The sequence below is a fragment of the Mesorhizobium sp. B1-1-8 genome (genome assembly GCF_006442795.2).
Lineage (GTDB): Bacteria > Pseudomonadota > Alphaproteobacteria > Rhizobiales > Rhizobiaceae > Mesorhizobium.
Map to the genome: position 1 here is coordinate 634,702 of NZ_CP083956.1, position 19,954 is coordinate 654,655.

Below are 19,954 nucleotides of genomic sequence, written 5' to 3' on the forward strand. Positions count from 1 at the left end.
GCCTTGCGCTTTGCGAGGAAAAGACGGGCGTCCCGCGCCAGGCGGGGCAGTTGCCTAGACCATCAAGGACAATGGGGACCCTCCATGCGAGGGCCTTTCACGGACTGATGGAGGTCAAGAGATGTGCTGTAGACGGATATTTGTGGTTGACGACCACCCGATCGTCCTGTCCGGGGTCGGCGCGATGATCGACGGCCAGGAAGACCTGACGCTCGTCGGACTGGCGGCGAACGCCGCAGAGGCGCTTGAAGGCATCGGCAAGACCCTCCCCGACGTTGCGGTGGTCGACATCTCGCTGCCCGGCATCAATGGGGTCACGCTCATCGAGCGGCTTGTCGAACGGTTTCCCGAGCTCGGCTGCATTGCGCTGACGGCGCATGAGGACCCAGGCTGCCTGCGCCAGGTGCTGGCCGCAGGCGGGCGCGGTTTCGTGGTCAAACGATCGACCGCGACGGACCTGCTGCAAGCCATCCGATGCGTGCTGGCCGGCGCCAATTACGTCGACCCGGCACTGGCGGCGCGCATCTTGAGCCCCCGCAACGGCACGCAAGGCGATGCCGGCAATCTCAGCGAAAGGGAGCGGTCGGTCATCCAGCTGGTGGCGCTTGGCTACAGCAACAAGGAGATATCCTCGCGGCTCAACCTCAGCATCAAGACCATCGAAACCTACAGGACCAGGGCTACCGACAAGCTCGAACTCCACTCGCGGGCGGCCATTGTGCGTTTCGCACAGTCAAATGGTTGGCTGCTCGAGCTGCAATAATACGCCGGCGCGCGCCGCGCTTTCCTCAGAGATTGTAGAAGCGGCGCACGATCTCCCAGGCCTCGTCGGCGGTGTCGACGAAGTCGATGATGTCCTGGTCGCCGGGCGAGATGGTGCCTTGCTCGGCAAGGAAATCGAGGTCGATCGCCCGCTGCCAGAATGCCTTGCCGAACAGGATCACCGGCACGCGCTCCATGCGGCCGGTCTGGATCAGGGTCAGCGTCTCGAAGAATTCGTCCATCGTGCCGAAGCCACCGGGGAACACCGCGACCGCCTTGGCGCGCATGACGAAATGCATCTTGCGGATGGCGAAATAGTGGAAGTTGAAGCAGAGCTCGGGCGTGACATAAGCGTTGGGCGCCTGCTCGTGCGGCAGGACGATGTTGAGGCCGATAGACGGCGCTCCGACGTCGTCGGCGCCGCGATTGCCCGCCTCCATGACGCCCGGACCGCCGCCGGTGACGACGACGAATTCGCGGTAGTAGGAATTAGCCGACTGCTGCGAGCAGAGCCGGGCGAACCTGCGCGCCTCCTCGTAATATTTGCTGTTTTTCTCGAGGTTCTTCTTCTGCGTCTCGTTCTTCGCCGCCCAGGCCTCGCCGCCGGGCTCCGGCAGCCTTGCGCCGCCGAACAGGATGACGGTCGAGCGGATGCCGCGCTCGGCAAGGATCATCTCCGGCTTCAGCAATTCAAGCTGCAGGCGCACCGCGCGCAATTCGCGCCGGGTCATGAAATCGGGATCGTTCCAGGCCAGCCGGTAGGTGTCGGCGCGGGTCTGTGGCGTGTCCGGCACACTTTTCGACCGCTGCAGATCCTCGTCCGAATGCGGCAGCGGCGTCCACCCCGCCTTTTCCATGGGAGTCATCGTATCCACCCGTCCAATTCCCTTACTTGCGCCGCCCCGTGACGCAGGCGCGATTGACCCTCATTGAGCCTTAACATAGGGTCCGCGCGACTTTTAAACAGGTTAAGGCGCAGCCCCTTAACAGCTTGGTAATGGAGCGAAATCATGTCGAAGCCCGATCTGGCGAGCCTCGAAAGGACTATTGAGAAGGCCTTCGAGGAGCGCGACGCGATTTCGACCGCGACGCGCGGCGAGACGCGCGACGCCATCCAGTCGGCGCTCGACCTGCTCGACCGCGGCGTGGCGCGCGTCGCCGAGCGGCGGGACGACGGCAAGTGGCATGTCAATCAATGGCTTAAGAAGGCAGTGCTGCTCTCCTTCCGGCTGAACCCGATGGAGATCATCAAGGGCGGCCCGGGCCAGGCCGTGTGGTGGGACAAGGTGCCGTCGAAGTTCGACGGCTGGAGCGCCGTCGATTTCGAGAAGGCCGGCTTCCGCGCCGTGCCGTCGTCGGTCGTGCGCCGCTCGGCCTATGTGGCGCCGGGCGCGGTGCTGATGCCGTCCTTCGTCAATGTCGGCGCCTATGTCGATAGCGGCACCATGGTCGACACCTGGGCCTCGGTCGGCTCCTGCGCCCAGATCGGCAAGAACGTGCACCTGTCGGGCGGCGTCGGCATCGGCGGCGTGCTGGAGCCGATGCAGGCCGGCCCGACCATCATCGAGGACAATTGCTTCGTCGGCGCGCGCTCGGAGGTGGTCGAAGGCTGTATCGTGCGCGAAGGCTCGGTGCTCGGCATGGGCGTGTTCATCGGCCAGTCGACCAAGATCGTCGATCGCGCCACCGGCGAGGTTTTCTACGGCGAGGTGCCGCCCAATTCCGTCGTCGTCGCCGGCTCGCTGCCGGGCAAGCCGCTGCCCAATGGCGAATCCGGCCCCAGCCTCTATTGCGCCGTCATCGTCAAGCGCGTCGACGCCAGGACCCGCTCGAAGACGTCGATCAACGAATTGCTGCGCGATTGATCTTTGTTGAAACCGAATCCTATGGCCGACAAGCCGCAGTATTTTTGGCTGTTTTTCAGCCTTTCCGGACGGCTCAGTCCAAGCGCCTATGCGTGGGCGGGCCTTCTGCCATTCCTTGTCCAGCTCTTTCTGCTCTACCAGTTCGCGCGGACCGAACCCGGCACCGCGGCAAGCGAGAATTGGGCGCTGGCCTCGTGGATTGCCATTTTAGTCACGACATGGTCGACCTTCGCCCTGACGGCGAAGCGTTTCCATGATTTCGGCAAGCCCACCTACTACGCGCTGATCTCGCTCATCATCGGTGCCATTCTGCTGATCATCCTGGCCTTTTTCAAAAGCGATCCAGGACCCAACCGCTACGGCAGGCGCACCAACGCGCCGGCCGACTCGTGAGGGAAGATCACGCTGATCGAGGACCGGCGCTGACGGCTTCGGCTGAAAGTCCAGGCGGACCGTGCTTGTCCGCTTCCGCCTGGTGCACGAGCGCCGTGATGCGCTCGATGGTCGGCATTGGTGTGCCCGTTTGCCTTGCCAGGCGCAGCACCGCGCCCTGCAGGTCTTCGATCTCGGTCGTTCGGCCGCGCTTCAAATCGTCCCACATCGAGGAGCGCGCCTGCGGGTCGATCGCCAGCATGCGCCGCGCCAGCAACCCGAACAGCCAGTCGGGAAGCCGCAATACATTCGGCAGCATCCACGGCGGCGGGCCGGCTATGCGCGCCGGCTCGATGCCGGCTCTCTTCATCGCCGCGAGCGCCTCATCGATCTGGCCGGCGAGGAGCACGCGCCAATGGCGGTCGGCCAGCTCGGCCGCCAGCGGCAGGTCGGAGAGCGCCACAAGCGCGTTGTTGAGGTTCATCAGCAGCTTGCTCCATTGCACCGCCTTCATGTCTCCACGTGCTTCGACGGCAAGCCCGCTCACATTGAGCAGATCGACGAGACCATCGACGCCATCATCGATCATCACCCCTCCGTGGCTGGCGCGGTGCACGCGGAAGGGCACGTCGCCGTCCGCCGACTGGACGACATTGAACGCCACCATGCCGGCAAGCACTCGCAACGCGGGAAGCCTGGTGCCCAGCTTGTCGGCATTGTCGACGCCGTTCTGCAGGCTGACCACGATCGCGTCCTGACGCCCGTGGTTGGCGATCTCAGCCGCCATCTCTTCGGTCGCACCGCTCTTGACCGTCACCAGGATGATGTCGGCGTCATGCAGCGCGGTGGCAGGATTGTCGGTGACCGCAAGCGCTTCCGGCTCGATGCGGCGGTCGCGGCCGTCGAGATCGCTCACTTGCAGCCCGTCGTTGCGCAAGGCCTCGACGATGCGGCCGCGGGCGAGGAAAACCACCTTGCGGCCGGCGAGCGCCAGACAGCCGCCGACGTAGCAGCCGATGCTGCCGGCGCCGGCAATCGCAATGGTTTTTTCTTTATCGGCCATGCAATCATCCTGTCCTGGCCAACTATAAGGCATGAAAATCATATTGTCGGCGACATGATCGGCGATCACGTCGCACCGTGACAGGCCAGCTGCTTTCGATTATCGCTTTGCCCATGACATTGCCGACCGACCCCGCCCGGAACCTTGCCGCCCTGATCCGCTGCCCTTCCGTGACGCCCGCCGAGGGTGGCGCGCTGCAGGCGCTGCAAAGGATGCTGGAGCCGCTCGGCTTCTCGGTCGAACGGCCGGTCTTTGCCGAGGACGGCACGCCGGACATCGAAAATCTCTACGCGCGGCGCTCCGGCAACGGCCCGCATCTGATGTTTGCCGGCCATACCGACGTCGTGCCGGTCGGAGACGAGGCGGCCTGGACGCATCCGCCCTTTGGCGCCGTGATCGCCAATGGCGAGATGTATGGCCGCGGCGCCGTCGACATGAAGGGCGGCATTGCCTGCTTCATCGCCGCGGTGGCGCGCCATGTCGAGAAGAATGGCGGGCCGAAAGGCTCGGTGTCGCTGCTGATCACCGGCGATGAAGAGGGACCGGCGATCAACGGCACGGTGAAACTGCTCGAATGGGCCGCCGCCAAGGGCGAGAAATGGGATGCCTCGATCGTCGGCGAGCCGACCAACCCGGACGGACTGGGCGACATGGTCAAGATCGGGCGGCGTGGCTCGCTCTCCGGCAGCGTCATCGTCAATGGCCGCCAAGGCCATGCCGCCTATCCGCAGCTTGCCGACAACCCGGTGCGCGGGCTGATCAGCTTGGTCGAGGCGCTGCTCCATCCGGCCTTCGACAAGGGGACGAAGGATTTCCAGGCGACCAATCTGGAAGTGACTTCGATCGATGTCGGCAATCCGGCGACCAATGTCATCCCGGCGAAGGCGACCGCCACTTTCAACATCCGCTTCAACGACACCTGGAATGCCGAGACCGTCCAGGCCGAGATCCACAACCGGCTCGACCAGGCGGCGCTGCGCAAGAAATACCGGCCGGGCAAGAAAAGCGCTGTCGACTACGAGCTCGTCTGGCGCGACCGGCCGAGCCATGTCTTCCTGACCCGCGACGAGAAGCTGATCGAGACGCTGAGCGGCTCGGTCGCGGCAGTTGTCGGCAAGACGCCGGCGCTCTCCACCTCCGGCGGCACCTCGGATGCCCGCTTCATCAAGGATTATTGCCCGGTGGTCGAGTTCGGGCTGGTCGGCAAGACCATGCATATGGTGGACGAGCGCGTGGCGCTTGCCGATCTCGACACGCTGACACAGATTTACGAGCGCTTCATCGAAGACTGGTTCGGACAAGGCCTGTCGTGAGCATGCTCTCCGCCGACGAAACCTACTCTTCCCTGGCCGGCGCCTGGCGGCTGATGCTCGGCAAGGCCGACGGCCTGCGCCTGCTCGACCTCTCGGCGGACGGTTTCTGGAATTCGTTCTTCGCTATCGTCGTGGCGGCGCCTCCGCTGATCGTCGGCTGGGTCGGCCTCGCCAACGAGATCGGCGATCCGACCGCCTTTGCCGGCCGCTTCGGCATGGTTTTGCGGCTGGCGACGGCCGAGATCGGCGCCTGGGTGCTGCCGCTGGTGGTGCTTGCACTGGTTGCGCCGCGTGCCGGCATCGGCGGCCGCTTCGTCCACTATGTCGTCGCTTCCAATTGGACATCGGCGGCTCTTGCCTGGATCACGCTGCCCTCGGCGCTGCTCCAGCTCTTTCTGCCGTTCCAGAACGACGTGGTCACCCTTGTATCCTATCTGATGTTCGGGCTGTCGGCGGTGCTGACCTGGCGCATGACCAACGCCGCGATTGCCAAGGGCGCAGCAGTCGGCACCGCGGTTTTCTTCGGCATGTTCGTGACATGGCTGATCGTGCTGAGCGCACTATGCGCGCTGCTAGGCATCCCCCTGCCCAGCAGCGCGGCGAGCTAGGTCGGGGCGGATAGCGTGCCGGCGGATTCACCAGCTGTCTCAGGATAATCGACGCCCACCAGGAAAAGCCCATCCGGTGGCGCGACCTGGCCGCAGGCGGCGCGGTCGCGCGCTTCGAGCGCCGCCTTGAGGTCGTCCGCAGTCCAGCTGCCATCCCCGACGCGCCTCAACGACCCCACCATCGAGCGCACCTGGTTGTGCAGGAAGGAGCGCGCCGAGGTTCTGACCACGATCAGGTCGCCCGAGCGGCCGACGTCGAGACGGTCGAGCGTCCTGACTGGACTCTCCGCCTGGCATTGGGTGGAACGGAAGGTGGTGAAATCGTGCCGTCCGAGCAGCACCTTCGCCGCCTCGTGCATGGCCTCGGCATCGAGCCGCTTCGGCACCCACCAGACCTTGCCCTTTTCCAGCGCCGACGGGGCGCGCCGGTTGAGGATGCGGTAGAGATAATGGCGGCCAGTGGCGGAAAAACGCGCGTCGAACGCGTCGGCGACGATAGCCGCCTTGAGGATGGCGATGCGGTTGCCGGCCCCCTGCAGATGGGCATTGACGGCGTCGCGGACCTTGTTGCCCGACCAGGTCCCGGCAAGATCGACATGCGCAACCTGCGCGGTGGCATGCACGCCGGCATCGGTGCGGCCGGCGGCGCGGAGCCTCACCTCTTGGCCGCAGAACTTTTCGATCGCCTGCTCGATCGCCTGCTGCACCGACGGCTGGTCCGCCTGGTGCTGCCAGCCGGCGAATTGGCTGCCGTCATACTCGATGTCGAGACGAAAACGCGGCATCTCAGCGAGCGATCTGCACTCGAGACGAGACGCCGCGTTTCCGGTTCGGGGTCATGCCTATGCTGCAAGCGCGGTGAAGGCCGAAGCGTAGACCAGCTTGCCGGCCTCTGGCGCATCGCCCCAGGCCAGCGCCTGCAGCGCTTCGCCCTGATACTCGCTCTCGAATTTCTCGGCGCGGGCATGGCTGTAGCCGAAGCGGCCGTAATAGGCCGGATCGCCCAGCACCACGGCCAGCGTCTCGCCGGCATCCTTGAGGCGGATATGCGCCTCGCGGATCAGCGCGCCGCCGATGCCGCTGCCATGGAAGGACGGCTCGACCGCCAGCGGCGCCAGCGCCACAGCGGCGAAGCGCCTGCCGCCGTTCTGGACGAACAGCCGCGAAAACAGGATATGGCCGACGACCTGGCCGTCTTCTTCCGCAACCAGTTCGACGACGGCGTCGCCGCCGGTGACCAGCGCGTCGACCAGACCGGCCTCCGTATGCTGGCCGAAGGCATGTTCCTCGACGAGGCGGATCGCCTCGCGGTCCCGCGGCGTCGCCGCGCGTATCGACATCATGCTCATTTGAGTTTCATTCCTTTTTCGATCTTGGCCCCGCGCAGAAACTCCTGCGCAGCGGCGGGCTTTCCGCCCGCCCGTTGAACTTCGACCAGCCGAACCGCGCCTGATCCGCAGGCGACCGTCAGCCGGTCATCGAGAATTCCTCCCGACTCGCCGACGCCATTGGAGAGCGTCGTGCGAAGCAGTTTCAGCCGCTCCATGCGGCCACCAATTTCGACCTCGCTCCACGCGCCTGGAAAGGGTGAGAGGCCGCGAATGTGATTGTGGACTTCGCCGGCAGGCCTAGTCCAGTCCACGCGCGTCTCCGATTTATCGATTTTGCGGGCGTAGGTCACCCCCGTCGTCGCCTGCGGGGTAAATGTCAGACAATTTATCCCCAACTGCGTAAGCGCTTCCACCATCAGCGATGCGCCGATCGCCATCAGGCGGTCATGCAATTCGCCGGCGGTCATGTCGGGTCCGATGGCGCATTTTTCAACCAATGCCACCGGCCCGGTGTCCAAACCCTCTTCCATGCGCATCACCATCATGCCGGTCTCGGCATCGCCGGCCATGATGGCTCGCTGGATGGGGGCGGCGCCGCGCCAGCGCGGCAAAAGCGAAGCATGGCCGTTGAGGCAACCAAGCCTGGTCGCCTCCAGAACAGGTCTCGGCAAAAGCAGACCATAGGCGACGACAACGGCGACATCGGCGTGCAAGGCGGCAAAGGCCTGCTGCTCGGCCTCGCTCCTGAGTGATGTCGGCGTCCGCACCTCAAGGCCCAGGCGCTCCGCCTCGCGCTGCACCGGCGAGGGCGTCAATTCCAGCCCGCGCCGGCCGGCGGCGCGCGGCGGCTGGGTGTAGACGGCGGCGATGTCATGGCCGGCTTCGGCGATGGCGCGCAGCGTCGGCACGGAAAAATCCGGCGTGCCCATGAAGATGATGCGGAGGGGCATGACCCCTAACCCACCATCCTGCCCGGCGCCTTGTCCCTGGCGAGCTTCTTGAACTTCTTCACCACCATATCGCGCTTCAGCTTCGAAATGTGGTCGATGAACAGCACGCCGTTGAGATGATCGATCTCGTGCTGCAGGCAAGTTGCCATCAGGCCTTCGGCCTCGATTTCCTGCAATTTGCCGTCGCGGTCGAGATATTTCACCCGCACGGCGGCGGGGCGCTCGACCTCGGCATAATAGTCGGGGATCGACAGGCAGCCTTCCTCGTAGACCGAGCGCTGGTCGGCGCTTTCGAGGATTTCAGGGTTGATGAAGACATGCGGAGCCGGCGTCTCGCCTTCCTTGGCAAGGTCGATGACCAGCATCCGCAACGGCTCGCCGATCTGAATCGCCGCCAGCCCGATGCCGGGGGCGTCATACATGGTCTCCAGCATGTCGTCGGCCAGCTTGCGCAACGGCGCGTCGACGCGCTCGACCGGTTTGGAAACCTGGCGCAGGACGGGATCGGGAAGGATGATGAGCGGCTTGATCGACATGGCGTCTCACGTAAGACCTAGGCGGAAAAGCGTCAACCGGGGGATCTTTGAGTTGTTCACGTTTTGATCTGTGCCAGCCCAACGAATCGGCTATGCTGTCGTCATGAATGACATGACCTCCATCTTTTCAGAGCCGGTGGCGCGGCTCGGCGCGACCACCATCACCCTCGGCCAGGCGCTGGCTTTCGGCGCGATCCTTTTGCTTGCGCTGTTTCTGGCCCTCGTCGTTGCGCTGTGGCGCGCGGCCAAGGCGCGCGCGGCGGCCGCGGCGGAAGCCGCCGACCGTGCGCGCGACACCGAGGCGCGGATGGCCGACATCCTGCAGTCGCAGGCGGAGATGCAAGGCCGCATGGGCGCGATCGCCGAAGTGTTCGGCGCCAGGCAGGCCGAGCTCACCCAGTCGCTCGGCCAGCGGCTCGACGCCATGACCGGCCGCCTCGGCCAGACCATGACCGAGCAGACCAAATCGACGCATGAGAGCCTCGCCAAGCTGCAGGAGCGGCTGGCGGTGATCGATACCGCGCAGGGCAATATCCAGTCGCTGGCCGGCCAAGTCGTGCAATTGCAGGCGATCCTGTCCAACAAGCAGACGCGCGGCGCCTTCGGCCAGTCGCGCATGGAGGCGATTATCGCCGACGGCCTGCCGCACGGCGCCTATGAGTTCCAGGCAAGCCTGTCGAACGGCAGCCGGCCGGATTGCCTGGTGCGGATGCCGAATGGCGCGCCTTCGCTTGCCATCGACGCCAAGTTCCCGCTGGAAGCCTGGAATGCCATCCGCGCCGCCGAAGGCGCCGACATGCAGAAGGCGGCCGCACAGGCTTTCCGGCGCGACATCGAGGTGCATGTCCGCGATATCGCGGAAAAATACCTGATCCGGGGCGAGACGCAGGACACCGCCTTCATGTTCGTGCCGTCGGAATCGGTGTTCGCCGAAATCCACGAGAATTTCGAGGCGGTGGTGCAGAAGGCGCATCGGGCGCGGGTCGTCATCGTCTCGCCGTCGCTGCTGATGCTGTCGATCCAGGTCATCCAGGCGATCCTGAAGGATGCGCGCATGCGCGAGCAGGCGCATCTGATCCAGGGCGAGGTCATCCGGCTGATGGAGGACGTGGCGCGCGTCGATGAGCGGGTGCGCCGGCTGCAGACGCATTTTACCCAGTCGGCCAAGGACATCGACGACATCCTCGTCTCGACGTCGAAGGTGACCAAGCGCGGCCAGAAAATCGAGGCGCTGGAATTCGCCGAAGGCGAGACCGAGCCGCCGCATGGTGCTCCGGCCAGGGCCGAGGCCGGCGTGCGGGTGGCGGACTCCAAGACAGGCCAGTTGCGACTGCGCGTCGTCGAAGGCGACGACTAAGCAAAGCAATTCCAGGAAAAGTGCATCGCGGTTTTCCGTCCGGAATTTAGACCGGTTTCCGCTTACTGGCCCTCGATGATCGTGGTGCCTTCGATTTCCGGCAGCCAGTGAAGCGCCGAGCGATGCCAGATCTGTTTTCTCGGAACCAGCTCTTCGCGCTGACTCGTCGTACCAACCCGGATGCCATAGATTTTCGGGCCGTCGCCGACCGATGTCGCATAAAGATGCGAGCCGCAGTCGGCGCAAAAGGCCTGGGCCCGCTTGGCGCCGCTCGATCCGGTCTTGATATAGATCTTGGGCGTGCCCTTGGTAATCCGGTAGTGATCTTCGGGCGCAGGGACCGTCACCCGAAAGGCCGTGCCGGTCAATTTCTGGCAATCGGTGCAGTGGCAGATCGAGGTCTTTTCAGGATCGACCTCAGCCTCATAGGTGATGGCGCCGCAATGGCAGCCGCCGTCGATCTTCATTAGCCTTTCCTCCTTGCGGGTTCGCTGCATTGAGCCTAGCCCTCTTCGGAAGCTTCGGCGATGGCCTTGCGCCGGCGCTCCCATGTGCCAGTGGTCTGCGGTTTGACGAACAGCCTGGTGATCTGCGGCACGTCTTTCTTCAGACGCGCCTCCAGCCGCTCGATGCAGGCCTCGATCTCGGGCACCGTCAAGTGGTCCTCGAACTCGATACTGAGGTCGGCGACGATTTCCTGCGGGCCGATGTGGACGCTCAATATGCCATTGGCGCGCTGCACCGCGGAGTCTTCCTGGGCGATGTCCAGCACCTTCTTTTGCACCTCCGGCCTGGCCGGCTCACCCAGCAACAGGCTTTTGCTTTCTCGCGCCAGGAAGATGGCGGTCGCGCCGAGAATCATCGCGATGCCGATCGAGCCGGCGCCGTCGAGCTCGGGCATGTCCATCAGTTCCGCCGCCAATATGCCGGCGAAGGCGACGATCAGGCCAAGAAGGGCGGCGCTGTCCTCGAACAGCACGGTAAAGACGCTCGGATCCTTGCTTCGGCGAATCGCCTCGAACCAACCCTGCTGGCCCTTCTGCTGGCGAAACTCCCGGAGTGCGATCAGCCAGGAACTGCCCTCGAACAGGAAGGACAGGCCGAGCACGATGTAGTTGACCCTGGCGTTGACCACCGGTTCGGGCGCCATGATGTGGATGACACCTTCGTAAAAGGAAATGCCGGCGCCGAGCGCGAAGACCAGCAGCGCGACAATAAAACTCCAGAAATAGAGCTCGCGCCCGTGGCCGAGCGGATGCGTCCGGTCAGCCGGGCGGGCGGCGCGATGCATGCCGTAGAGCAGCAGCGAGCCATTGCCGGTGTCGACCAGCGAATGCACACCTTCGGAAAGCATAGCCGAGCTGCCGGTGAAGAAGGCAGCGGCGAATTTCGTCAGCGCGATGGCGAGGTTACCGGCAAGCGCGGCGTAGATCACCCTTCTCGAGCCACTGTGCCCTGCCATTCGGTTCCGTCCTGTGCAACGCAACGAGCTTCGCCGCCAATCGGCCGAAGCTCCACCAGCATCCACAACGCGCCGACCGTCCGGGCGTTCAAAGGTGTTTGCCCATTGCAAGCCGGCTTATCGCGGGAAAACGGTTTACATCGGGCAAACCGCCTCCCCAAACAGGCTACACCCTCTTGCGGTCCGGCATTTCTCTTGTTTCACTTAGCCTGCCCACAAATCGGAGGAGCGAATCATGGCTAAAGGTGCGATGAAGGCGGGCAAGGAAGCCCGCAAGCCGAAGAAGGACGCGAAGAAACCAGCCGCGGCCCCGGCCCTCAAGGCGCCGCCGGTCAAGGCGATGAGGCTCAAGGAAAAATAAATCTCGATCCGATCCGTTTCGGCGCAGATCTGGACCGGCGGCATGGCCATGCTGCCGGTCGATTGTTTGATCGGGGGCGAGGCCGCCCATATTGGCGCAGCGAGCACAACCTCGCTTCCCGAAAAACCAGGCCGGGACGACCCGCCACTTCGAACATCGGACATCCGATGTGGAACGGAGCGTTTGCGATGTCGTGGATTTTTCTCTTTTTTGCCGGTCCGTTCGAGATCGGCTGGGCGATCGGCATCGTCGGATTGAGCTCGTCTGAGTCAAGACAAACGCATTCAGGGCCGCCACCGGCGACCCTGATCTTTTTCGAACGAAACCGCTGTCAGCGGGCGGAGAAGCCCGGCGGCGTCCTGCCGACGCGCGACTTGCGCGCCGCATAGCGTGCGTCGCGCTTGGCCTTGCGCTCGGCCTCGTCGGCAAGCAAACGGGCGATGCGCTCGTTCTCTTCGGCTTCGCGGATCTTCGCCTCGGCCTGCGCCGCCTCTTCCGCGGCGATACGTGCCGCCTCGGCCGCTGCTTCGCGCTCGGCCTTTTCGGCCGCTTCGCGCGCCAGCTTTTCCTGCTTCAGCCTGGCCTTTTCGGCCTCACGGATCGCGCGAGCCTCGAGGATCGCCTTGCGTTCGGCCTGGCGCGCCAGCACGGCAGGATCGTCTGCCGCCGGCTTTGCCTTGAAGCGCTCCAGGAGCGCCTTCTTTGCCTCGTTCGCGGCGTTGCGCCGCTCGAAAATGTCTTTTTCCCTGTAGATAGCCAAGTCCACTTCCCTGAAGTCAATTCGCGACGCTTACATACGCGCGAAAGCGGCGAGTTCAAGCGCCAAAACGGTATGCCAGCCATGAAAATCTGCGCTGTTGCCTGAGGGATACGTCACGACGACGCAATGCACTGTTCACAAACCGCACCTCTGGCGCCCTTCGGGGCGCATCGCTACGTCTATCGGCGACCCCAGATAACCCGAACAAACCCCGGAAAGCACAAGATGGAACTCGGTCTCTACACTTTCGCCGATGTCAGCCCGGAGCCCGGCCCCGATGCCATCGGCCCTCATCAGCGGCTGCGCAACCTGATCGAGGAGATCGAGCTGGCCGACCAGGTCGGCCTCGACGTGTTCGGCCTCGGCGAGCATCACCGCCCCGACTATGCGGCATCGGCGCCGGTGGTGGCGCTGGCGGCGGCGGCCGAGCGCACGAAACGCATCAAGCTCACCAGCGCGGTCACCGTGCTCTCCTCCGACGATCCGGTTCGCGTCTTTCAGCAATTTGCGACGCTCGACCTTCTGTCCGGCGGCCGCGCCGAGATCATGGCCGGGCGCGGCTCGTTCATCGAATCCTTCCCGCTGTTCGGCTACAACCTGGAGGACTATGACGAGCTCTTCGCCGAGAAGCTCGACCTGCTGCTCGCCATCCGCGACAAGGTCAAGGTGACGTGGCAAGGCGGGCTGCGCGCGCCAATCAACGACCGCGGCGTCTATCCGCGTCCGTACCAGGAGAAGCTGCCGATCTGGATCGCCATCGGCGGCACGCCACAGTCCGCCGCCCGCGCCGGCGCGCTCGGCCTGCCGCTGGCGCTTGCCATCATCGGCGGCGAACCGGCCCGCTTCGCACCGCTGTTCGAGATTTATCGCGAGGCGGCAAGACGCGCCGGCAGCGACCCGGCCGGGCTTGCCACCAGCATCAACGTGCATGGTTTCATCGCCGAGACGACCGACAAGGCGGCCGACGATTTTTACGGACCGCAGGCCGAAGTGATGAACCGCATCGGCCGCGAGCGTGGCTGGGGCCCGACATCGCGCGCGCATTTCGACCACGCGCGGGGTCCCGGTGGTGCCTTGTTCGTCGGCAATCCTGAAGCTGTGGCGGAGAAGATCGTCGCCCAGCACCGGATCTTCAACAACGACCGCTTCCTGCTGCAGATGGCGATCGGCACCATGCCGCACGCCAAGATCATGAAGGCGATCGAGCTCTACGGCACCAAGGTGGCGCCGGTCGTGCGCAAGGAAACGGCAAAACCGGCGCCAGCGGCGGCGCCAGCCGCCTGATCCGGTGAGGCTCGCATGAGCGGGCCAAGTGCCAAAGCATGTCTTTGTCCCGAACCGCTGCACACTTTCGGCAGACATGCTTTATGGCGCCGTTTGCTGGTTCGCGCGGGCCGTGTCCATCATCGAGGCATGATGGATCTCGGTCGCCTCGTCCGCCGGGAACAGGCACTCGATGCGCAGTTCCTGGGCGGCGACGGTCTGCGGGGTGCCGACCGTGGTGACCATCGAAAAGTAATTCAGGACGCGGTCCCGCCTGGTGAAACTCAGCGGGATGACCGGCATGAAGCCGATCGCCACGGGATTTTTCCACTCGCTTTCCACGTCCGGATAGGCGAGCAGCGCCGCCAGCAAATCCCTGGTCTTCTGGTCGACGACGCGGCCGATGGATTCGCGATAGACGCGCTCGAACAGGCTCCGCGCCACGTCCCGCCAATTGGCGACAAACGGGCGCATGCCTTCGGGATCGAACATCAGGTGCAGCATGTTGCGCGGCCCTTTGCGGGCGGCCATGTCGAAGAAACAGCCGAAGAAGAGCGGCGCCGCGCCGTTGGTCATCAGCACGTTCCAATAGCGGTCCATGACCATCGCGGGAAAGGGTTCATGCTGCCGCAACATGCGGGTCAAAGCATTGGTGACGCTCTTCATTTCCATGGAGTCCCATGCGCCCTCGGAAAACATCGGCGCGTAGCCTGCCGCCAAGAGCAATGTGTTGCGGTCGCGCAAAGGCACATCGAGCGCCCGGGCAATCGCCATCAAGGTCTCGCGGTTTGGAACGCTGCGGCCGCTCTCGATAAAACTGATCTGCTTTTGCGAAATGCCGGTATCGAGGGACAGATCGAGCTGACTTGAGCCGCGCAGATCGCGCCAGTGACGCAAGAGCGTGCCCAGGTCGGGTGTCATGCTCGTTGCGTCATTCGACGGTTTCATAGTGTCCTCGCCTCAACGATACATTGCGATGCGCCTCGCATGTGTTGGTCGACGGCGCATGGCACCAGTTCATGCGCCGTTGATCGGCTCAGGCCGCTATCGCAGTGGCCGCAGACCATGCCTGCGCCTGGAAGCGTTCCTCGACCGGGGTACCGGCCATGTTCGTTGTGGTGGCCGCCATCGTGGAAATGCCGACGCCGGTTACGACTTCCAGTATCTGCGCCTTCGAGTACCCGGCCGAGGTGAACCTGTCGATGTCCGCGTCGGTCACGTTTCCCTTGTTTTCGATCAATGCTTTCGTAAGCGCCGAGAGTGCCGCGTATTTCGGATGCTTCGGCAATTTGCCTTCACGGATCGCTTTGACCTCGCTCCCGGCAATGCCGTCTTCGAGGGCAAAAGTCGAATGGGCGGCGACGGTCCAGGGGCACTTGATCGTGACCGCGTTGGTGAGCAGCAGGACCTGCTTTTCTATCTCATCGAGACTGCCGCCGTGAAAACTGCCGAAGCTGGCGGCGAACCCGTTGAGCAGCACCGGATTGTTCGCCATCGTCGCCATGACGTTCGGAAGGAAGCCAAACTTCTCTTCCAACGCCTTCAGCGTCGGTTTGGATTTCTCCGGTGCCGATTCGGTTGTTTGAAGGGGAAACCTTTGCATTGTGAACGTCCTTTTCCAAAATCGGATGTGGTTGCGCGCACGATGTCCTCGCCGCGCCTGCTTTCTCGTTCTGAGGCCGTGAAAGCCTGTCCGTATTAGGCCCGCCGGGAGCACGGCTTCAATTACACGTCGTGTAATAGCGGCGATCAGGCAGGTGCCATCGAAAAGCCGGCTCATGGAACCTTGCCCGAAACTCGGCGTTTCCGGCAGTGGCCTGCCATGCACCATCGTTGGGTGGCAAGCCGGCAAGGGGAACCCGATGAAAGCCGAACAGATTGCTTCGGGTGCCAGCGCAGCCGAAACGCCCGATCAGCGCGCCGGCGCGCGCGCCGAGCTGCGGCTGATACGGTCGCTGCTGATCGGCATCTTCATCCTGATGACCATTGCCGCGCTTTACTTCGGCCGCGCCTTCTTCATGCCTGTCATCCTCGCCTTCCTGCTGGCGCTGACGCTGACGCCGATCGTGCGGTTCCTGCGCAAGCACGGCATACCCGACGCACTCTCCGCGACGCTGCTGGTGTTGCTGTCGGTCTTCTTCGTCGCCAGTGCCGGCTATCTCATCAGCGGTCCGGTCATCGATCTCATCAACAACACCTCGTCCATCGGCCAGCAGCTCGCCGAACGGCTGGCGCAATTCAGGCAACCGCTCGAAAGAACGATGGAGATAGCGCGCCAGCTCGAAGCGCTGACCGAGACTTCGCAGGAGCCCGGCGTGCAGAAGGTGGCGGTGGCGCCGTCGGGCATCCTGTCCATGGCCGCCAGCAACCTCCTGTCGGCGGGCACCAGCATCACCATCGTCTTCGTGCTGTCGCTGTTCCTGCTCGCCTCCGGCACCTTGTTCTATGAGAAGATCATCCAGTCCTTCGCCAGCCTCAACGAAAAGAAGCGAGCGCTGCGCGTCGTCTATGACGTCGAGCACGAGATTTCGCATTATCTGCTCACCGTCTCCATCATCAATACCGGGCTGGGCACGGTGATCGGGCTCGGCCTGTGGGGGCTCGGCATGCCCAACCCGCTGGTCTGGGGCGCCACCGCGGCGCTGCTCAACTTCCTGCCCTATGTCGGGGCGCTGATGACCATCATGCTGGTCGCCGTCATCGCGCTGATCAGTTTCGACTCGATCACCTACGCGCTTCTGGCGCCCGCCTTCGTGCTGATGTGCGACATCGTCGAAGGTCAGTTCGTGACGCCGACGGTGGTCGGTCGAAGGCTGGAGATCAATGCCGTGGCGGTCTTCATCGCCATCGCCTTCTGGTCATGGCTGTGGGGCTTCGTCGGGGCGCTGATGGCGGTGCCGCTGCTGGTCGTCATCAAGGTCTTCTGCGATCATTTCGATGGCCTCAGCCATGTCGGCAACTTCCTGGCGGCGCAGCAGACCTTCGTCGTCGATGATGAGGAAGACAGTCACAAACCGCCTGCCTGACCTGGAGCGTTTCACCGTTTCACGGAAACGGCGAATCGCTCTATCTTTTTTGTTTTACGCAATTCCGGACGGAAAACCGTTCCACACTTTTCCTGGAATTGCTCTAGCCAATCCGGAGTCCCAACCCGCTGTTTGCGGCATCGGCGACGAGTGCCTATATCGGACCGGTCGGCCGGACCGGCCTCAAGCCGCGGCAGAAGAACATCGTGGAGACCTGAGCAATGACGGCCCTTTCGGTTCTCGACCTGTCGCCGATCACCCAGGGCAGCAATGCCTCGCAGTCGCTGGCCAATTCGCTCGACCTTGCCCGCCATGCCGAGCGGCTGGGCTACAAGCGCTACTGGCTGGCCGAGCACCACAACATGCCCGGCATCGCCAGCGCGGCGACATCCGTCGTCATCGCCCATGTCGCGGGCGGCACCAGGACCATCCGCGTCGGCGCCGGCGGCATCATGCTGCCCAACCATGCGCCGCTGGTGATCGCCGAGCAGTTCGGCACGCTGGCAGCGCTGTTCCCCGGCCGTATCGACCTCGGCCTTGGCCGCGCGCCGGGCACCGACATGCTGACCGCGCGCGCATTGCGCCGCAATCTGGAGGCCAGCGATAATTTCCCGCAGGACGTCGTCGAGCTGATGGGCTATTTCCAGCCGGCCGAGGACGGCCAGCGCATCCGCGCCGTTCCCGGCGAAGGCCAGAAGGTGCCGATCTGGATCCTCGGCTCCAGCCTCTACGGCGCGCAGCTCGCCGCAATGCTCGGCCTGCCCTATGCCTTTGCCTCGCATTTCGCGCCAGCCGAGCTCGACCATGCGCTGGAGGTCTACCGCTCGCGCTTCCAGTCGTCCGGTGAGCTCGACAAACCGTATGTAATGCTCGGCCTCAATGTCATCGCCGCCCCCACCGACGCCGAGGCGCGACTATTGTTCACCTCGTTGCAGCAGGCCTTCGTCAACCTGCGGAGCGGCCGGCCCGGCCAGTTGCCGCCGCCGGTCGAAAACTATGACCGCGACCTCGATCCGATGGCCAGGACCATGCTCGCCCAGGCGCTGTCCTGCGCCGTCGTCGGGTCGCCGGAAACGGTGCGGCAAGGCATCGACGCCTTCGCGCGACGCACCGGCGCCGACGAATTGATGGTGACGGCGCAGATCTTCGACCATTCGGCGCGTGTGCGCTCGTTCGAGATTCTCGCCGGCGTCCACAAATCGCTGTCGCAGGCGGCCTGAGCGCACGCGGCGCTTTTGCCGGGGATGTCGGTCTGCTAAGGGCAGGCATCGCTTCTCAAGCACGAGCCTCCCGTGACCCATGACCTCGACCAGCGCATGCATTTTACCATCCATCTGGCGCGGCGGGCCGGCGAGCTGGGGCTTCAATATTTTCGCGATCCCGACAATCTGACCATCGAGAGCAAGGGCCATCAGGACCTGGTCTCGGACGCCGACCGCGAGGTGGAGCTGTTCATCCGCGCGGCGATCGCGGACGCGTATCCCGACGACGGGATCGTCGGCGAGGAACATGCGCCGACGACCGGCAAGACCGGCCATGTGTGGGTGATCGACCCGATCGACGGCACCGCCAATTTCGTGTGCGGCATTCCCGCCTGGTGCGTGGTGATCGCCTGCGCCAGGGACGGCGAAACGGTTGTCGGCGTCATTCACGAACCCTCGACGGGCGAGACCTTTCATGGCCGCCTCGGCGGCGGCGCCTTCGTCAATGGCCGGCCGATCAGGGCTAGCAACGCGACGGCGCTTTCCGAAGGCTCGGTCGGAACCGGCCTCTCGAACCGCGCGGCGACCGAGCATATCGCCGTGCTGATCGGCATGATCATGGCCGAAGGCGGCCTCTTCTTCCGCAATGCCTCCGGCGCGCTGATGCTTGCCTATGCCGCATCCGGCCGGCTGCTCGGCTATGTCGAGGAGCACATGAACGCCTGGGACTGCCTGGCCGGCATGCTGCTGGTCGAAGAGGCCGGCGGCACGGTGCTGAAAGCTGACCCGAAGACCGTGCTCGATGACGGGACGCAGGTGATTGCCGGCGGGAACAACATCTTCCCGAAGCTGCGTGCGCTTTGCAGGGAAGCTTTCGGAGACTAAAGCATGTTGCGTGAAAAAGAATTCACGCGACATGCTTTAGGTCTTTGATTTTAAGCATGTCTTTGTCCCGAAACCGCTGCACACTTTCGGGAGACATGCTTTAGTCCTTCGGCATCGGCGTCACCCGGTGGTGTCTATTTGACGATCACCTTGGTGCCGATTGGCGCGCGCTCGTAGAGATCGATGATGTCCTGGTTCATGAGACGAATACAGCCCGCCGACACGGCCTTGCCGATGGACCACCATTCAGGGCTGCCGTGCAGGCGATATCCGGTGTCACCCTTCTCGTTATAGAGATAGAGCGCTCGCGCACCGAGGGGGTTCATGAGTCCGCCTTCCATATGGGCCGGTATGACGTGGCCTCGATTGCGCTCGCGCACGATCATCGCCGACGGCGCGCTCCAGTCCGGCCATTCGCGCTTCCTTGCGACGTGGGCGGTGCCGTGCCACTCGAAGCCCGCCTTGCCGACGCCGATTCCGTAGCGCAGCGCCTGACCGTCTCCCAGCACGTAGTAGAGGAATTTCGCTCCTGTATCGACAATGATGGTGCCGGGCGCTTCGTCGGTCGCGTAAGGCACGGTCTGCCGATGGAACTTTTGGTCGACCTTGTAGATCGGAACCGGCGGAATACGGAAACCGGCGTCGGTAAGGCCACCATAGGCGAGAGGAGAAGTCTGCAACGCGCCGCCGGTGGTGCAGCCGGAGAATGCGACCATCCCGACAAGTAACCAGACAAGGATCGATTTCGCGCGCATCACTCAAGCCGGCGCTCGTGCCGGCGATCTGCCGCATCTCGCCTTAATCGTAGCCCCGGCTGCCTCGATTGCCAAGCATTCCA

Annotated in this window: 23 protein-coding genes; 11 read left to right on the forward strand and 12 right to left on the reverse strand. The window is 64.0% G+C overall.

The features are described 5' to 3' along the window. The first annotated feature begins 142 nt into the window (after positions 1-142). Positions 143-763, forward strand: coding sequence for a response regulator (locus FJ974_RS02970; RefSeq protein ID WP_264296799.1), 621 nt, complete (start codon positions 143-145; stop codon positions 761-763). A 25-nt stretch (positions 764-788) separates the two neighbouring features. Here the strand turns inward: FJ974_RS02970 and FJ974_RS02975 are convergent, their stop codons facing one another. Then, positions 789-1,628 (reverse strand): LOG family protein, encoded by an 840-nt coding sequence (locus tag FJ974_RS02975; protein ID WP_140537548.1) that lies wholly within the window; start codon positions 1,626-1,628, stop codon positions 789-791. Between the two features lie 144 nt (positions 1,629-1,772). Between FJ974_RS02975 and dapD the strand changes: the two genes are divergently transcribed. Then, a complete protein-coding gene (gene dapD, locus FJ974_RS02980) occupies positions 1,773-2,627 on the forward strand; it encodes a 2,3,4,5-tetrahydropyridine-2,6-dicarboxylate N-succinyltransferase (protein WP_140537546.1) in 855 nt (284 codons plus the stop codon). 21 nt (positions 2,628-2,648) lie between these two features. Further along, on the forward strand, positions 2,649-3,020 hold the full coding sequence (locus FJ974_RS02985) for a DUF805 domain-containing protein (RefSeq protein WP_140537544.1): 372 nt from the start codon (positions 2,649-2,651) through the stop codon (positions 3,018-3,020). 7 nt (positions 3,021-3,027) lie between these two features. Here the strand turns inward: FJ974_RS02985 and FJ974_RS02990 are convergent, their stop codons facing one another. Next, a complete protein-coding gene (locus FJ974_RS02990) occupies positions 3,028-4,062 on the reverse strand; it encodes a 2-dehydropantoate 2-reductase (protein WP_140537542.1) in 1,035 nt (344 codons plus the stop codon). Between the two features lie 113 nt (positions 4,063-4,175). Between FJ974_RS02990 and dapE the strand changes: the two genes are divergently transcribed. Continuing rightward, on the forward strand, positions 4,176-5,375 hold the full coding sequence (gene dapE, locus FJ974_RS02995; RefSeq protein ID WP_140537541.1) for a succinyl-diaminopimelate desuccinylase: 1,200 nt from the start codon (positions 4,176-4,178) through the stop codon (positions 5,373-5,375). Positions 5,376-5,377: 2 nt separating this feature from the next. Then, positions 5,378-5,983, forward strand: a complete 606-nt coding sequence (locus tag FJ974_RS03000) for a transporter (protein ID WP_140537599.1) — start codon at positions 5,378-5,380, stop codon at positions 5,981-5,983. Here the strand turns inward: FJ974_RS03000 and truA are convergent. The 4 genes from truA to def are packed head-to-tail and all read right to left on the reverse strand — an operon-like array spanning position 5,980 to position 8,800. Continuing rightward, positions 5,980-6,768, reverse strand: coding sequence for a tRNA pseudouridine(38-40) synthase TruA (gene truA, locus FJ974_RS03005; protein WP_140537539.1), 789 nt, complete (start codon positions 6,766-6,768; stop codon positions 5,980-5,982). The two genes, FJ974_RS03000 and truA, sit on opposite strands and share 4 nt — an antisense overlap. A 57-nt stretch (positions 6,769-6,825) precedes the next feature. Then, positions 6,826-7,332, reverse strand: a complete 507-nt coding sequence (locus FJ974_RS03010; RefSeq protein WP_140537537.1) for a GNAT family N-acetyltransferase — start codon at positions 7,330-7,332, stop codon at positions 6,826-6,828. Then, a complete protein-coding gene (gene fmt / locus FJ974_RS03015) occupies positions 7,329-8,264 on the reverse strand; it encodes a methionyl-tRNA formyltransferase (protein WP_140537535.1) in 936 nt (311 codons plus the stop codon). The genes FJ974_RS03010 and fmt overlap by 4 nt, the downstream gene beginning before the upstream one ends. Before the next feature lie 5 nt (positions 8,265-8,269). After that, entirely contained in the window at positions 8,270-8,800 is a 531-nt protein-coding gene (gene def / locus FJ974_RS03020; RefSeq protein WP_140537533.1) for a peptide deformylase, read from the reverse strand. 103 nt (positions 8,801-8,903) lie between these two features. Here def and FJ974_RS03025 point away from each other — a divergent pair, with 103 nt between their 5' ends. After that, on the forward strand, positions 8,904-10,157 hold the full coding sequence (locus FJ974_RS03025) for a DNA recombination protein RmuC (RefSeq protein WP_140537531.1): 1,254 nt from the start codon (positions 8,904-8,906) through the stop codon (positions 10,155-10,157). Between the two features lie 62 nt (positions 10,158-10,219). On the opposite strand, the gene FJ974_RS03030 is transcribed toward FJ974_RS03025, so the two are convergent. Next, positions 10,220-10,624, reverse strand: a complete 405-nt coding sequence (locus FJ974_RS03030; protein ID WP_140537529.1) for a GFA family protein — start codon at positions 10,622-10,624, stop codon at positions 10,220-10,222. 35 nt (positions 10,625-10,659) lie between these two features. Beyond that, positions 10,660-11,619, reverse strand: coding sequence for a cation diffusion facilitator family transporter (locus FJ974_RS03035; RefSeq protein WP_140537528.1), 960 nt, complete (start codon positions 11,617-11,619; stop codon positions 10,660-10,662). A 235-nt stretch (positions 11,620-11,854) separates the two neighbouring features. Here FJ974_RS03035 and FJ974_RS30135 point away from each other — a divergent pair, with 235 nt between their 5' ends. Further along, complete coding sequence (locus FJ974_RS30135) at positions 11,855-11,980, forward strand: hypothetical protein (RefSeq protein ID WP_006200611.1); 126 nt, start codon at positions 11,855-11,857, stop codon at positions 11,978-11,980. 331 nt (positions 11,981-12,311) lie between these two features. Here FJ974_RS30135 and FJ974_RS03040 read toward each other — a convergent pair whose 3' ends face one another. Then, a complete protein-coding gene (locus tag FJ974_RS03040) occupies positions 12,312-12,740 on the reverse strand; it encodes a DUF6481 family protein (protein WP_140537526.1) in 429 nt (142 codons plus the stop codon). A 225-nt stretch (positions 12,741-12,965) separates the two neighbouring features. On the opposite strand from FJ974_RS03040, the gene FJ974_RS03045 reads away from it, so the two are divergent. Continuing rightward, positions 12,966-14,024, forward strand: coding sequence for an LLM class flavin-dependent oxidoreductase (locus FJ974_RS03045; RefSeq protein ID WP_140537524.1), 1,059 nt, complete (start codon positions 12,966-12,968; stop codon positions 14,022-14,024). A gap of 81 nt (positions 14,025-14,105) precedes the next feature. On the opposite strand, the gene FJ974_RS03050 is transcribed toward FJ974_RS03045, so the two are convergent. Both FJ974_RS03050 and FJ974_RS03055 read right to left on the reverse strand, forming a co-directional pair. After that, entirely contained in the window at positions 14,106-14,924 is an 819-nt protein-coding gene (locus FJ974_RS03050) for a helix-turn-helix domain-containing protein (RefSeq protein WP_140537523.1), read from the reverse strand. 115 nt (positions 14,925-15,039) lie between these two features. Next, the gene (locus FJ974_RS03055) at positions 15,040-15,606 is read right to left on the reverse strand and encodes a carboxymuconolactone decarboxylase family protein (RefSeq protein WP_140537521.1); all 567 of its coding nucleotides are present in this window, start codon (positions 15,604-15,606) and stop codon (positions 15,040-15,042) included. A 259-nt stretch (positions 15,607-15,865) separates the two neighbouring features. Between FJ974_RS03055 and FJ974_RS03060 the strand changes: the two genes are divergently transcribed. From FJ974_RS03060 to FJ974_RS03070, 3 genes are all read left to right on the forward strand, one after another. Beyond that, on the forward strand, positions 15,866-17,029 hold the full coding sequence (locus tag FJ974_RS03060; RefSeq protein WP_140537520.1) for an AI-2E family transporter: 1,164 nt from the start codon (positions 15,866-15,868) through the stop codon (positions 17,027-17,029). A 221-nt stretch (positions 17,030-17,250) separates the two neighbouring features. Further along, entirely contained in the window at positions 17,251-18,249 is a 999-nt protein-coding gene (locus FJ974_RS03065; protein WP_140537518.1) for an LLM class flavin-dependent oxidoreductase, read from the forward strand. Between the two features lie 72 nt (positions 18,250-18,321). Next, the gene (locus tag FJ974_RS03070) at positions 18,322-19,116 is read left to right on the forward strand and encodes an inositol monophosphatase family protein (RefSeq protein WP_140537516.1); all 795 of its coding nucleotides are present in this window, start codon (positions 18,322-18,324) and stop codon (positions 19,114-19,116) included. Between the two features lie 134 nt (positions 19,117-19,250). On the opposite strand, the gene FJ974_RS03075 is transcribed toward FJ974_RS03070, so the two are convergent. Then, positions 19,251-19,871, reverse strand: a complete 621-nt coding sequence (locus FJ974_RS03075; RefSeq protein ID WP_140537514.1) for a L,D-transpeptidase — start codon at positions 19,869-19,871, stop codon at positions 19,251-19,253. Positions 19,872-19,954: the final 83 nt, after the last annotated feature.